Source organism: Hyphomicrobium sp. MC8b (assembly GCF_905067615.1).
GTDB lineage: Bacteria > Pseudomonadota > Alphaproteobacteria > Rhizobiales > Hyphomicrobiaceae > Hyphomicrobium_B.
Genome location: NZ_LR898465.1, coordinates 2593384 through 2607258, shown reverse-complemented (window position 1 = coordinate 2607258; position 13875 = coordinate 2593384). Strand labels below are relative to the sequence as shown.

Sequence of the window (13875 nt, the reverse complement as noted above, 5' to 3'; positions counted from 1 at the left end):
CATTAGGCGCTCTTCATCCGTTCGAATCCAGCGGCAAGGTCAGCAATGAGATCCTCGACCGCTTCGAGACCGATGTGGAATCGCAGTGCCGGCCCCGGACCCTGCCAGCGCGTCGCCGTGCGGTAGGATGTCGGGTCGAACGGCACGACGAGGCTTTCGTATCCTCCCCAGGAATATCCCATCCCGAACAGCTTCAATCCGTCAAGCAACGCCGCCAGCGCTTTCTGCGGCACGGGCTTGAGAACGATCGAGAACAAACCGCAGGCGCCGGTAAAGTCGCGTTTCCAGATCGCGTGGCCCGGATCGTTCGGCAAAGCCGGATGGAGAACACGGTCAACCTCGGGCCGCGCCGCCAGCCATTCCGCGACCGCAATGCCTGAGCGCTGATGCTGCTGGAGCCGCACCGCGAGCGTTCTCAGCCCGCGCAAGCCGAGGTACGTTTCTTCCGAGCCGGGACAGGTGCCGAGACGTTCTTTCGCATCGTCGATGAACTTTGCGGCTCGCGCATTGGCCGTGACAGTGCCGAGCATCGCATCGGCATGCCCCACGATGTACTTGGTCGCCGCCTGGATGGACACGTCCGCGCCGAGCGCCAGAGGCTTGCAGAAGAGCGGCGTCGCCCAGGTGTTATCGGCCAGCACCCAGATGTTCTTGGCGTGAGCCGCCGCCGCAATCGCTGGAATGTCCTGCATCTCGAACGTCTGCGATCCCGGCGCTTCGACCATGACGAGGCGCGTATTCGGGCGGAACAGCTTCGCGATGTCCGCGCCGATCAGCGGATCGTAATAGCTGACCTCCACGCCGAGCCGCGTCAGCATTTTGTCGGCGAACGTGCGGGCCGGCTGATAGACGCTGTCGAGGATCAGGACGTGATCGCCCGCCTCGGCGAATGCCAAAATCGCCGTCGAGATCGCGCCGAGGCCTGACGACGTCAAGATCGTCGCGGTGCCGCCTTCCAACTGCGTGATCGCCTCTTCGAGTGCGCGCGTCGTCGGCGTGGCGCGGCGGCCGTAGGTGTAGGGCTGCGAATAGGCGCGAAGGGCGTCGAGCGTCGGATAAAGAACCGTCGATCCCCGATAAACGGGCGTATTGACGAAGCCGTGCTGTTCGAACGGCTTTCGCCCCAGGTGCACGACGTCGGTCTCGGGACGCTCTCCGCGCTCGGAACCTTCCTTCTTTACAGTCATTCTAAAGCTCTCCGGGCGGGTTCGGCCGTCGTGACGCAAGTTTGGTTGCCGGTCAAGGCCTTGACCATTGCGCGCTGACGCGAGATGTCTGGCTGCGCACTAGGACCGATGGGCGCTCCCGTCGCTTTTGTCTGCTCCGTGTATGGAATGATGAGACCCGAGTGAAGCATTGGCCGGAAGAGTGCAGATGAGCATCGTTGTGCGGGTCTTGGCGGCAGCAATCGCGCTGTTCGTGGTCGCGCTGGGGGTGGCTTCAGAGGCCGAGAGCGCACCGATCAGTATTCTCGACGCAATCAAAGCCCGTGGCAAGGTCGTCTGCGGTGTCCAGGACCATGCACCCGGCTTCAGCGAGGTGAGCCCGCGCGGTGCCTGGAGCGGCATGGACGTCGAATTCTGTTCAGCGCTCGCCGCCGCCATCTTTGGCGACCGTGACGCAGTGAAGCTCCTGAGCCTCAACGCCAGCGATCGCTTCAAATCATTGCAGGATGATGAGGTTGACGTTCTTCTTGGCGCGACGGCATGGACGCTGACGCGCGATACAGAACTCGGTGCGCGCTTCGTGGGTACGCTCTATTACGATGGCCAGGGCTTCATCATTCCACGCAATCACTCGATCGCCAGCGTTCTTGAGCTGTCTGGCGCTTCGATCTGCGTTCTGGCCGGAACGAGTGATGAGACCGCAATCTCCGATTACTTCGGCAGCCGGAAGATGCGTTACCAACTCATACAGTCCGATCGCTGGGAGGATCTGGTCAAAACCTATTCCGACGGCGGCTGTACGGTGCTGACCGGCGACATGACATTGCTCGCCTTCGAAAAGAGCCGCTTGGCCAGCGGCGCCGATCAGATGCTGCTGCCGGAATTGATTACGAAGGAACCGTACGGCCCGGCCGTGCGGCTTGGTGATGATGGCTGGTTCGCCGTCGTCCGCTGGGTGATGATGGCACTCGTTGCCGCGGAAGAAATGAATATTTCCAGCAGCAACGTCGACACCATGAAGGCTTCGCCCTCGCACGAGGTCCGGCGCTTCCTGGGTCTCGATGCCGATCTAGGCGCGCCGCTCGGATTGCCGCGCGACTGGGCCTATCAGGTCGTTCACGACGTCGGCAACTATGGCGAGATCTTTGAACGCACGCTCGGCCAAAGCTCATCGCTGAAACTCGATCGCGGCCTCAACAACTTGTGGAGCAAGGGCGGTCTCATGTACTCGGCGCCGTTCCGCTGATAGTTTCGCCGCAGGGGGAATTGCGGCCGCAGGCGTGACGATGGGGGAGGGTGATGGGAATCCCAGCGACGTATCACATGTTGCTCGAACTGATCGTCTTTGCGATCCCGGTCGCCGTCATCCTGATGCTCCTCTACCTGTGGCGGTCATCCCGGCGTTATCGCCGCGGCGCTTTGCCTCCGGATCGCCTCATCGAGCCTTTCCACGCCGTTGCGCAGCCGTCGCCGGAAGCCGCAGCACCGCCTTTGCAGAAGCCACTCGAAACCGCTGAGACGATTGCAGCGAAAATCGACAGTGCGGCTGCCCACGGCGACAAGACGGCGCTTGCCGGACTTTATCTCGATCTCGCCGCCGCTTACGCCCGCGCAGGCGATCAGAGTGCACGGATGGAAGCGCTTCGCTCGGCCGCCGGGAATGGCGCGCTTCACGGCCCCCATTCGGCTCATGCTGCAGCGCGCCTGGCGCTGGGTGAAGCAGCGCAAGAAGCGGGCGATCTCACGAGCGCCTGCGAGCAATGGCAGTTGGCGCGCACAGCCTGCCTCGAAGGCGGTGATACCGCGCAACATGCATTAATCGAAAAGCGCATGCGCGATAACGGCTGTCCAACCGACTGGGTCCTTACGGATTTCTGAAATCCATCGGCATGCCGCCGGACGTTGGCGCGATTGTTGGAGCGATCGTCGTCGCGCCGCTCGACACCCGATTGCTGTTGTCGTCGGTCGCGCTGGCCATCAGCACTTCGACGCTGATGTTGTCGCCGTCCTTGATCTCGAACGAGTTCTGGTAGAGACGGCCGCCCGACGACGCTGTCACTAGGTATTTCCCAGGCGCCAGCACATGCGTCGGCAGTGCGCCGACGCTCTCTTTCACAGTATCGCCTTCCGTCGTCTGGATCGTCCAACGCGTGTCGGGCACCGCTTCGCCGCCCGCCCGCGTGACGAGCTTGAACGTCGCCTTGCCGCCCGTGTGCGTTACTGTCGTCTCCGTCAGCTTGCCCGCTTCGACGGTCACGTCCGCCTCGATCTTGGCGTTGGCGTCGCCGTAAATCGAGACAATCCGGTAGATGCCGGAATTGAGGCGAATGATCAGGTTCGGCTTGGCGCCGGTGATAACCGCAGAGTTGCCTTCGAACTCGTCGCGATCATCGGTGTAGATTGAATACGAGACCGCGCCGGGTGGCGCTGGCTTGCCGCCGATCATCGCCGCGACGCGAAGTCCGCCCGCATTCAGCACGAACGGCTCGAACGGCGGCCCGTCCGGCTTGATGACGATCTTTCGTGTCAGGTTCGCCCGCCCGAAGGCGGCGTTGACGGTGTATTCGCCGGGTGGAAGTTTCACGAGGGGGCTCGCCTCGCGGGATTCCAACACGAGTTTCGACTTGGTCGACCGCGGCACGGTCCGAAAAACCCGCCAGATGAGACCTTGCTCGATCTGCTGGCCATCGCCCGTCAGCAACGCAACGAGCCGGACGCCGCCTTTCGTCTTGCCGCGCTCAACCGTCGTTGTGTTTTGCCGTTTGCCGCCGACCGGTCCCCAGGGCGCAGGCGCTGGGCCGTCCGGAACGGGCTCCTGCGCAAACGATGCCGTCGCCGCAACGAACGACAACGCCATTGCCGCCAGCATAAGCACAGCGACGGCGCGCAACCGCTGGCGCAGCGATAATAGGTTTAGACTACGCAACGCTTCGGTCATCCGGGTCCAATCTCAATCTTCTGGCTCTGGCCCGCTCGGACCTCGAACGCAGCCTGTCCATGACTGTTACGCGCGTCGAAGCGCACGGTATATTTTCCCGGTGCCAGGATCGCGGTCGCCTGCGCGCCGGTCGCGCGCCAGATCGGCATGCCGTTTTCATCGGCGACTTCCCAGGTCAAATCGCCGAACGCGGGTACTGCGGCGGCTGTCGGCACGAAGTTGACCTGTCCCGACGCGATATCGATCACGGCTTTTGCAGGCTTGCCTGCGTCGAGCGTCACTTCCTTCGAGGCCGACAAGTGTGCGGTCGCAAGCGAAGCGCTGATCCGGTAGCGCCCCGGAGATAAACTGAGGTCAAGCGCCGGGCCGATGGCGCGTGCAATGCTGACGCGGTCGCCGTCGATGCGATCGACACGATAGAAAATGTTGTCGTCGGGCTTAGCCGGTACACCTGCAACGAGCGCCGTGATCTTGACCGGCACGAGAGCAATCGCAAGCGTCTCCGTGACCGTCTGCCCGGCGCCGATGGCGACGCGTTTGCTGGTGAGGCCGTTGCCGGCATTGGCGCCGATGTAGTAGGTGCCCTCGGGAAGCACGAAGGTCGCCTGCGGGCTGCGCGACCGCGCCACTTCGCGACGTCCGTCAGGACTTTCCGGATCGTCGGTCTCGACCGTGTAGAGCACGTCTTGGATCGCCCCGCCGTTCGCGCCGGTTGCCGACAGGTCGAGGCGTCCAGTCGAGAGCGCGACATCGAGCCGTTTGTCGTCTCCCGCAGCGAGATTGATCGTCTGCGATGAACGCGCCGCGCCATCGACGGCCGTCACGCCATATTCGGCAGGCTGCAGATAGAGATCGACCGTATCGCCACGCTTCAAGGCAACAGGCTGGCCGTTCGACGACACGCTCAAGGTCGCGGTGGGCGAGGGCGGGCCACTCTTGCTGCCCACAGCGCGCGCAACGAGATGCGCAGCGTCGAGCGGGACGATGATGCTCTGCGCTTCGCCGTCGGCAATCGTGATCGTGTGCCGGGCTTTGACGCCGCCAAGCTCGGCTTCGATGTCGTAATCGCCAGCCGACAGTTTGACTGAAATGTCTTTGCCGACGCCCTGGCCGAGCACTTTCGCGCCCCCGGCTTTGTAGATCCTCCACGTCACCGGTGCCGTGATGAGGGGGCGGCCCTCAGCCAATGCCGCAGAGGCGCGTAGCGATGCTCCGGCGGGCGGCGGCGGTGCTTTAGGCGCCAACGGTTTGCCTGCCGCGCCCGCAACGTCGGACGGCGCCAGAACCGCGAGCTTCACGGCTTCGTCGATGGCGGCATCGAGCCCGTTGGAATCTGCGATGTCGTAGAAGCGGCCGCCCGTCGCCTCTGCCATGCACGCCATGCGCGGGCGTTCGTTCGCGGAAAGTCCGATGCCGATCACCTGAATGACGACACCGGGTGACGACTTGGCGATGGCGCGCGCGGCTGCGCAGGAATCCTGGCGGCAGTTGTCGGCATTGTCGCCGACGATAACGATCTGCGCCGGCCGTGAGGAACCAATAGCGTCCACCGCCATGCGCAACGCCGCCGTCACCGGGCCTGGCCCTCTCGGGCTGAGCTTTGAGAGCGGATCGAGAACGCTCTGACGCGGGCTGTCGGGACCCGCAATCATCTCCACGTCGCTGCAATCACCGCGGCGGCGATGTCCGAACGAGATGAGGCCGACGCGGGTGGACGAGGGCTCGGCCAGAAGCGCGCCGAGCTTGTCACGCACGACGTCGATCTTCGGCCGGTTGGCGGGCGCCAGCCGGCCCCACATCGAACCCGATCCGTCGACGATCAGCATGGCCGTCGGCGCATCGGCACTCAGAGCGGGTCGCGCCGCGAGGCCGACGGCGGCAAGCACGGCAACCGCCACGAGCGGTGCGACGATCCTCGATATTTTCAGCCGCATCATTCCCCCACCACCTTAGCGCTTCGATCCTTATCCCGACTCTGACTGTAACGGGTGGCTTGTAACAGCTCGACGCCTCGTATAGCGAGACGGGCACGCAAAGGTACGGAACAACCCATGAATACCGCATTTTTTGAATTTCTTGCGGCAAGACGTTCGGTCAAGCCCGACCGGCTCGCCGCACCCGCCCCAACGGCCGAAGAACTCAACAAGATTCTGACGGTCGGGACACGCGTTCCTGATCATAAAAAGCTTTCGCCCTGGCGTTTCATCGTTTTTGAGGGCGATGCGCGCGCGTCGGCTGGGGAAATCTTCGCCAAGGCCTGCGAAAAGGAAGAGCGCGAGCCGCCGTCGCATGTCCGTCTCGACATGGAGCGGGCCAGATTCATGCGCTCGCCCATGGTCATAGCGGTCATTTCATCGGTGAAGCCGCGTCCCGGTGCGCCGGAGTGGGAGCAGGTGCTGTCGGTCGGTGCGCTCTGCTTCAATCTTTGCTTGGCGGCCAATGCGCTGGGCTTCGGCACCTCCTGGCTCAGCGAGTGGATCGCCTACAGCCCCACGGTCCGCGAAGCCTTCGGCCTGTCGGAGCACGAGAAAATCGCTGGTTTCATCTATGTCGGCACGCCGATGGAGAAGCCCGAGGAACGCGAGCGCCCCAAGCTCGAAGCCATCGTCAAGCATTGGCCGGCCTGACCTTGAATCTGAGCGGTATCAGTACCGCGGCATTAAGCCAGCATTAACCATGCCCTGCCAAGCTCTCGGCATACGTGTTGGCAAACTCGATTCGGGGAGCCGCGGGATCAGCACCGCCGGCCGGGAAATCGGGAAACGGCACTTCAGACCACATCATGGCCCTCCGCGCGTGCTCAAGCACCCGCTGGAGGGCCAGTTAGTTTCGGCCCGGCCCGAAACATACTTAATGAACTCTTAAGCTGTATAAGTGCAGGTTCGTTGACCGAAATGGTCACCGAAGGTCCGCCATGCTTTCAATTGTCGGCTTTTCCAGCACCCACACCACGGCCTTGCAGCTTCTCAAAAAAGCAAAAGGCGAGAATGACGGAGCGTCCGACCAAACGGATGGCGCGGCTGGCAGTTCGGATCCCTTCGCCGATCTCTTTGCGCCAAAGCTCGACGAGAATGACGGCAGTGACGAGGATGTCACCTATAAGCCTGACGCGACGCCTCTGACTACGGCGTCGGGCTCGGTTGTCGAGCCCTTGACCGATGAGGGCGGCTTCACGGATGCGATGGGGAATTCCCTGCCTGTCGCATACACCATCAAATGGCATGGCGTTGAAGTGGCGCGCATTTATAACTCGGGTGGTTCGATGGTCGCCAATGGCTTCGATCTCTCATCCTTGGGCTGGAATGGAGAGGATCTTCCCACCGACGAAAAAGACGCTGCGGGAAACGCACTCACCGGAATAGACTTGGCAAATAAGCGCTTCGAAAAACTCACCGAATTTTTCGCGACACAGGCTTGATGCCTAATACCTGAACTGCTCCGCCAGCACGCGTTCTTCCAGGCCGTGTTCGCGGTCGAACATCATGTAGAGTTCGATCGCGCGCGCCTGCTCGATGTCGACCTTGATGACATTGCGCGTCTCGAAGTGGTCGGCGACGGCGCTGACCGGCCGTTTCTCATGTTCAAGCACCGTGATCGTGATGCGCACCTTGCTCGGCACGATGGCGCCACGCCAACGCCGCGGGCGAAAGGGACTGATCGGCGTCACGGCCAGCAATTGAGATTTGATCGGCAGAATGGGACCGTGCGCCGAAAGGTTATAGGCCGTCGAACCCGCAGGCGTCGAAACCAGGATGCCGTCGCAGATCAGCTCTTCGAGCCGCATCTTGTCGTCGATGGCGACCTGCAACTTGGCGGCCTGATAGCGCTGCCGGAATAGCGAGATCTCATTGATCGCGAGGCTCTTGTGCGCTTTGCCGTTGGCGTCGGTCGCGATCATCGCCAGCGGATGGATGCGGCTCGTCTCGGCCGCGGACAGCCGCTCAAGCAGATCCTCTTCCCGGTAGTCGTTCATCAGGAAGCCAACCGAGCCTCGGTTCATGCCGTAGATCGGGATCTTGTCGTTGATGAAGCGGTGGAGCGTCTGCAACATGAAGCCGTCGCCGCCGAGCGCCACGATGACATCGGCTTCGGCAGGGTCGGTTTCGCCGTAGCGCTTGATCAGGGCCGCCTGGGCTTCGATCGCTTCGGGCACTTCGCTCGCGACGAAGGCGATGCGCTCGAATTTGTGCTTTTCTTTCGCCATCAAGGCCCTTCAGGTAAATGCTGTCGCGGTTGTAAGGCTGCGGACCAAGGCAGGGAAGCTCGCTCAAGTGCCGTCAAACGACAAGCCCCCCCATCTAGATCGTACAGTGCGGGATAGCGGAGAGTGCCGCCCGATGCCAGCCGATGGCGTCGTGATGATTTACGCGACGTTCCCGGATCGCGCCGCAGCCCTGGCTTTGGGCAAGGATCTGGTCGAGCGGCGACTGGCCGGCTGCGTTAACGTCCTGCCGTCGATGACGTCCGTCTACGTTTGGAAGGGCACCACCGAGACGGCGGAAGAAGCTGTCATGGTCGTCAAGCTCGCAGCCGAGGGTGCCGAACGCGCTGTTGCGCACATCGTTGCCAACCATCCCTACGAGACGCCCGCGGTGCTCGTCGTTCCCGTCACGGGCGGGAGCGACGCATACCTGAGGTGGGTCAGAGACGGCACCGAGATTTAAGACCGTCAATATACGCCGCCGAGCGACTGCATGAGATTGAAGCGTGTCGTGCCCGGACGCGGATCGCCATGGCGGCGCTTGCCTGAGTAAGCATAGGAATTATATCGCCGCCGTTTCTCGCTCTCGGCGCGGCGTGATTTCTTCACCTTGTGTGCGGGCGCGATGTCGCCGTCGCGCGTTACCGGGAGAGCGTCAGCCGCATCGGCGTCTTCGGAAACACTGTCGTCGTCCGGCTCATATTGCAGAGCGGCAAGCTTCGCTGACCCATTGGGCGTCACGGTAGCAGCCGGCAGCGCACCGGTGACGACGGAGGTCGAAGGCGCCATCACCTCTGGCGGAAGAGGCCCACCGATCGACATGCGCCCAGGCAAGGGATCAGGCCGCGGAGCAATGGCGACCTGCGGCAGCGGATCGGTGACGACCTGATTTCTCTGCCAAGGCAGCACCTCGCGCTCGGTCGGCTTTGACGCCACAGCGCGCTCGCCAGCGCGTCCGTCGGCAAGATGCGTGATCGTCAGCCAGCGTCCATCCTGTCGCTTCTGCCGTCTCTCGGCCTGCGCGATGACCGCAGCGGGTAAGCAACGGCCGTCCCCCTGCATGATCTGTCCGGAGGGGCAGTCGGCGGAGCACATCACGTCCTGATGGCTCTGTACCAGTGCAAGCAACACGTAGTCAGGCTGATTGTACGGCAGCACGGCGTTGGCGCGATCCAGGAATGCAGCCATGGCTCGCCGTGTCGATTGTGTCCAGCTGCCGTTGATTGTGCCGCGATAGCAGCCGACGCGCTGCAATTCGGTCTGCAGGTCGCGTGCCAGCTGAGTGCGGGTCGCAGGGTCTGACGAGCCCGAGGATCGCACCGGCGACACGACCGAACGTCCGGCCGCCACGACCGTCGTCCAGGTGCTGGGCTTCGGAAGCACGACCGTCGCGACCTCGTTCGCATTGGCGGCAACCGGTTTGCGCAACGACGGAGACGTGGGCGCAAACGTCGGGATGATGTCTCGCTCCCGATAGGTACGGTCGGGCGCGACGGAAATGCGCGTGACGGCGGCGAGGTCGTCGGAAGGATCTGAGAACGGAAAGAGGTACAGGCTTCCGAGCACGATACCGGCGGTGATCAGCAGCAGTGCACCGGGGCGTGACATGACGCGACTCCACCAACCTCACTGAACATCAGTCACGCGGTCGTCCGGAATACGATCGGGCCGGAACGATGAGCAGTCAGCCTCGCCCATGAAAATCGACGACGCTGCACATTCCAATGTGCAAGACCAACACGAGATGAGAATGCCTCAAGTCCGGGCGCTTGGTAAACGCACAATGCGTCATACCTTGTGACGGGCGCGACATGGGGCCGCCATGTACTCGCCATGCCAAGAACGATATCCGGCACACGCCCGCCACAATCGGAGGCTTGTGCGAAACTTGCGCAGCCGGTGCAAAACCTCTTGATAACCGGGACTTTTCAACCGCTGCCGGAAGCTCGTGGACACCGCCATATGACACCCGCGTCATAGTCGGCACGTGCTCCTACAATTCTGATTCTTCTATCGTTTTGGATTCACATCGCCTCCCGACTCAGCTACGGCTGAAAGAGAGGGGAGTTTAATTCGCGTAAGTTTTCCACTTTCGGTCCGAACCGGACGACAAAGTTTTCCACTCTGATTTCTTGCGGCGAAATCGTGGCGGAATCCTCCAGTCGGGCTTCGAATGTGGCGGCTCTGGTTTGCTTGATTGTGCGGTTTTCGCGTCGCTCGGCTGCCGATTTGTCATGGGGATGACATCGGAGCTCACAGCCGAACGAACGGAGATCATTCGCAATCTTGCTCGTTCGCGTACCGGAGCATGGTCGGCGGCACCCTCGGTCGCTGGGACCACAACGACGTGGCCGGTCTTTTTCAATTACCGACCGGCCTTCACAGGAGAGGGCAACCACGATGAGACACGTTTTAGGCGTGTTGGGGGTTCTCGCAGCAGGCGTATTGCTCGCCGTTTCCGCTGCGATGAACTGGCGTTTTGGCTTCAGTCTCGGACGAACCGAACTCGACGGCCAAATCTACGGAGCAGCATCCGCTGCTGCCGACTGCATGAAGGCTCTTGTACCGTTTTTCTTCTTTGCCGCAGTACGCAATCGAATTTGGTCGCAAGCGGCAGCGTCCGCCTTGGTCTGGACGGTCGTAACGACCTATTCCATGACCTCCGCACTCGGTCACGCGGCGTTGAACCGCTTCGATTCGACCGGGGAACGCGCTCAGGAAGCTCAAGTCTATCAGGACTTGAGGACCGAGCTGAAGCGCGCGGAAGAGCAAGCTGCCTGGATCCCTCAGCATCGTCCGTATGAAACGGTGCAGAGCGAGATCGATGGGCTGAAGCTCGACAAGGCATGGAAGTGGTCGAAAGGCTGTACAGAAGTCACGACCAACATGCGGCGCCAGCTCTGTCAGCAGGTGACGTCTCTTGAAGCCGAGCTTGCATCAGCGGCCTCGGCCAAGAAGGCCGACGCTCATATTGCCGAGCTCAAGTCGAAGATCGATGCGACCGCAGGTACGCCTGCGCTGTCGGAAGCCGACCCCCAAGCGAAGGTTTTGACCGAGCTTGCGAACGCGTTCTTCCCGAACGTGAAGATCGAGAACGTGCAGATGGCGTTGACGTTGTTCGTCGCCCTGCTGCTCGAGATCGGGTCTGGATTCGGCATGTACGTCGCATTCAGCCAGTGGCGACTTTATGATCGCCAGCCTAAGCCCGTCTCGCCGAAGGCGCTGACGGAAGTAAGCACCGCTGCGGCAGCGGTGGCGGTTCCGGTGCTCACACCGGTGACCGTGCAAACGAAAAAGCCGCGTTCTGGCGCCAACGACAACCGGTCGCTCGAGATCGCTCTCGAAACACCCGTTGCCCCGGCGCGCGCAATCGAAGCTCCGCCCGCAGAAGTGCATCAGGCAGAGCCGACGGTTGTCGAAAGCAAGGTCGTGGCGCCGGTTGCGCGCCTCGTCCCCGAGAACAACACCGAACGTTTCTACAAGGAGAATGTCGAGGTCCGTGATGGATCAAGTGTAACGGCTACTGAACTCTATGAAGACTATTGCTCTTGGTGTGACTCTAAGAACAAGGAGCCTGCAGCACTTCCGAGCTTTGCACGTGAATTCGCCGAGCTTGGCGTGAAAAAGGAGAAGGTAGCCGGACGAGTCCGGTACATCGGTATCGCACTAAAATCCGACACGGCACTCGAGGAGGTTACGAAATCGCTGACCTTCGGCACGGTCGCAGCCTAAGCGCTGCCTCCTAGAAACGAAAGGCCCGCTTCGGCGGGCCTTTTTTGTTTTTATAGAGGCCTTGATCACGGAGATGCATTCAACATGCCGTCACGCACAGATAAGCTGGAGAACGAGGCAAGAGAGCGTCGTTGGGTCCAGACCCGAAAACTACAGCTTCACGCGAGCGAACTCGAGAACTTAGCCAAGATGCTCTGGGACGAGGATAGCCAGAATGGATGGAATGTTCGCTACCTCCAAAGTCCCCAGCTGACGGCATTGATTACTATCGGGGGACGCGAGTTCGCTCGATTCGTTCGAGACGAAAACGGACTCATTGGTATATTTGTCGATGACGAACCGCACCGCTTTGAAAATAAGGAAGCTGCTTTTGACGAAGCCGTCCGACGCCGCCTTACGCGGGACGAGCTTCATTAACAGAGCTGATCCTTACAAACGAAAGGCCCGCTTCGGCGGGCCTTTTTTGTTTTTGGGGGAGCAAACGCACCGATTACTTGCTCAGGATCCGGCAGCCCATCATTAACATTCGGTTCGGTCGTCCCAATCTAATCAGCGTGACTTTGGTCACATACGCCGGCGCCATATTCGGCTTTCTTGCGAAATGCAGATCCTGGAGAACTGACATGAAGCGAGCATTGGCAGTCCTAAGTTTCTTGATTTTAGGCGCCCCCGCAGTTGCCGCGCAAAGCATGACCGACATGGTCGATTTCAGCTCCGACGACTATACGAAGGCCGAGATGAGCCGAGCGGACATCAGTGCTGCTCTCGCTAAGCTGAAAGCAGGGGAAAAGCTCGACCTCTCGGGAAAGGCGCTGAACGGACTGGATTTGTCGAAGATGGATTTGCGCCGCGTGAATCTGCAGGCCGCTCGCCTGATGCGCACCAACCTCTCGAACTCAAATCTCGACGGCGTGAACCTCGATTCTGCTTGGTCGTTGAACTCTAATTGGAGCGGCGCGCAGCTACGAGGCGCAAGCCTATTTCAAACCCAGCTCCAAGGCGCAAACCTGCAAGGCGCGGATTTTTCCGGCGCTAACGTCGCGGCAGATTTCAGTAAAGCGAATTTGCAGAACGCGAACTTCGATAAAGCCAACTTGGCGCCAAACGAGGCCAATCAGTCGATGGGACTGATGCGCGGCACATTCCGCAATTCAACGCTCGACGGCGCGTCGTTCCGCGGCGCGAACATGCGTCGCGTGCTGATCGAATTTTCTTCGCTGAAAGGCGCGGATATGACGGACGCCAACTTGGATGACGCCGAACTCGGCGGATCGAATTTCGATGGAGCGGACGTAAAAGGCGCTAATCTCTTGGACGCCGATTTCACGTCCGCCAACGTCAACGGCATCAAGAACCTTAAGCAGGCCCGCAACGCGGACAAGGCAAAAGGACTTGCCGTCGTTGAGTGAAACGACTGTCTTCTGGAGCGACGCATCATTGAGAAAGACCCGCGCTTCGCGGGCTTTTTTATGTGCAAACGCTGACAAACAAGCCCATAGCATTCGAGCGAATTCCTCTTACGGACGGGTTCGGCAATTATGCTTTTCTTATTTGGTGGGATCGGCAGGGATCTCGTTTCCCTATGATCGCAGCCTCATATCTCCGCGGTGAGCGAGGCTGCGAACGGCTGACACCCGTCAAATGCTGCATCGCAAGCGAATGTGCTCTTTGGAGGAGCATCAAATGGAAACGCATGGTCTTTTCAGAATTCACAACGGTTGGAAATGTCTCACGACGCAGGACAGCGTCAGGATTAAGTTCCCCGATGGGCAGGAAACAGAGGTTCCGGAGGACGAATATCGCGCGGCCGGATATTCCCCCGCTTTCGACACGCTACT

At 61.0% G+C, this 13875-nt stretch carries 13 protein-coding genes; 8 read left to right on the top strand and 5 right to left on the bottom strand.

The genetic code is table 11. The annotated features are described in order from the left end of the window. Positions 1-2: 2 nt before the first annotated feature. The gene (metC, locus tag ACLB1Z_RS12495) at positions 3-1187 is read right to left on the bottom strand and encodes a cystathionine beta-lyase (RefSeq protein WP_409560154.1); all 1185 of its coding nucleotides are present in this window, start codon (positions 1185-1187) and stop codon (positions 3-5) included. A 187-nt stretch (positions 1188-1374) separates the two neighbouring features. On the opposite strand from metC, the gene ACLB1Z_RS12490 reads away from it, so the two are divergent. Continuing rightward, on the top strand, positions 1375-2412 hold the full coding sequence (locus tag ACLB1Z_RS12490) for an amino acid ABC transporter substrate-binding protein (protein ID WP_409560153.1): 1038 nt from the start codon (positions 1375-1377) through the stop codon (positions 2410-2412). A gap of 53 nt (positions 2413-2465) precedes the next feature. Beyond that, complete coding sequence (locus ACLB1Z_RS12485) at positions 2466-3044, top strand: hypothetical protein (protein WP_409560152.1); 579 nt, start codon at positions 2466-2468, stop codon at positions 3042-3044. Here the strand turns inward: ACLB1Z_RS12485 and ACLB1Z_RS12480 are convergent. Beyond that, positions 3031-4104, bottom strand: a complete 1074-nt coding sequence (locus ACLB1Z_RS12480) for a hypothetical protein (RefSeq protein WP_409560151.1) — start codon at positions 4102-4104, stop codon at positions 3031-3033. The two genes, ACLB1Z_RS12485 and ACLB1Z_RS12480, sit on opposite strands and share 14 nt — an antisense overlap. Beyond that, positions 4101-6041, bottom strand: a complete 1941-nt coding sequence (locus tag ACLB1Z_RS12475) for a vWA domain-containing protein (RefSeq protein WP_409560150.1) — start codon at positions 6039-6041, stop codon at positions 4101-4103. Before ACLB1Z_RS12475 ends, ACLB1Z_RS12480 begins: the two co-directional genes overlap by 4 nt. 114 nt (positions 6042-6155) lie before the next feature. On the opposite strand from ACLB1Z_RS12475, the gene ACLB1Z_RS12470 reads away from it, so the two are divergent. Then, positions 6156-6731 carry a nitroreductase gene (locus tag ACLB1Z_RS12470; RefSeq protein ID WP_409560149.1) on the top strand — a complete coding sequence of 192 codons (576 nt, stop codon included), beginning with the start codon at positions 6156-6158 and terminating at the stop codon, positions 6729-6731. A 287-nt stretch (positions 6732-7018) separates the two neighbouring features. Next, complete coding sequence (locus ACLB1Z_RS12465) at positions 7019-7522, top strand: hypothetical protein (protein ID WP_409560148.1); 504 nt, start codon at positions 7019-7021, stop codon at positions 7520-7522. Positions 7523-7525: 3 nt separating this feature from the next. On the opposite strand, the gene ACLB1Z_RS12460 is transcribed toward ACLB1Z_RS12465, so the two are convergent. After that, the gene (locus tag ACLB1Z_RS12460) at positions 7526-8308 is read right to left on the bottom strand and encodes an NAD kinase (protein ID WP_409560147.1); all 783 of its coding nucleotides are present in this window, start codon (positions 8306-8308) and stop codon (positions 7526-7528) included. Positions 8309-8441: 133 nt separating this feature from the next. Here ACLB1Z_RS12460 and cutA point away from each other — a divergent pair, with 133 nt between their 5' ends. Beyond that, entirely contained in the window at positions 8442-8768 is a 327-nt protein-coding gene (gene cutA / locus ACLB1Z_RS12455; RefSeq protein WP_409560146.1) for a divalent-cation tolerance protein CutA, read from the top strand. 5 nt (positions 8769-8773) lie between these two features. On the opposite strand, the gene ACLB1Z_RS12450 is transcribed toward cutA, so the two are convergent. Next, the gene (locus ACLB1Z_RS12450; protein ID WP_409560145.1) at positions 8774-9913 is read right to left on the bottom strand and encodes a hypothetical protein; all 1140 of its coding nucleotides are present in this window, start codon (positions 9911-9913) and stop codon (positions 8774-8776) included. 792 nt (positions 9914-10705) lie between these two features. On the opposite strand from ACLB1Z_RS12450, the gene ACLB1Z_RS12445 reads away from it, so the two are divergent. From ACLB1Z_RS12445 to ACLB1Z_RS12435, 3 genes are all read left to right on the top strand, one after another. Next, on the top strand, positions 10706-12037 hold the full coding sequence (locus ACLB1Z_RS12445) for a hypothetical protein (protein ID WP_409560144.1): 1332 nt from the start codon (positions 10706-10708) through the stop codon (positions 12035-12037). 84 nt (positions 12038-12121) lie between these two features. Continuing rightward, a complete protein-coding gene (locus ACLB1Z_RS12440; RefSeq protein ID WP_409560143.1) occupies positions 12122-12454 on the top strand; it encodes a hypothetical protein in 333 nt (110 codons plus the stop codon). A gap of 206 nt (positions 12455-12660) precedes the next feature. Beyond that, positions 12661-13446, top strand: a complete 786-nt coding sequence (locus tag ACLB1Z_RS12435) for a pentapeptide repeat-containing protein (RefSeq protein WP_409560142.1) — start codon at positions 12661-12663, stop codon at positions 13444-13446. The last annotated feature ends 429 nt before the right edge of the window (positions 13447-13875 follow it).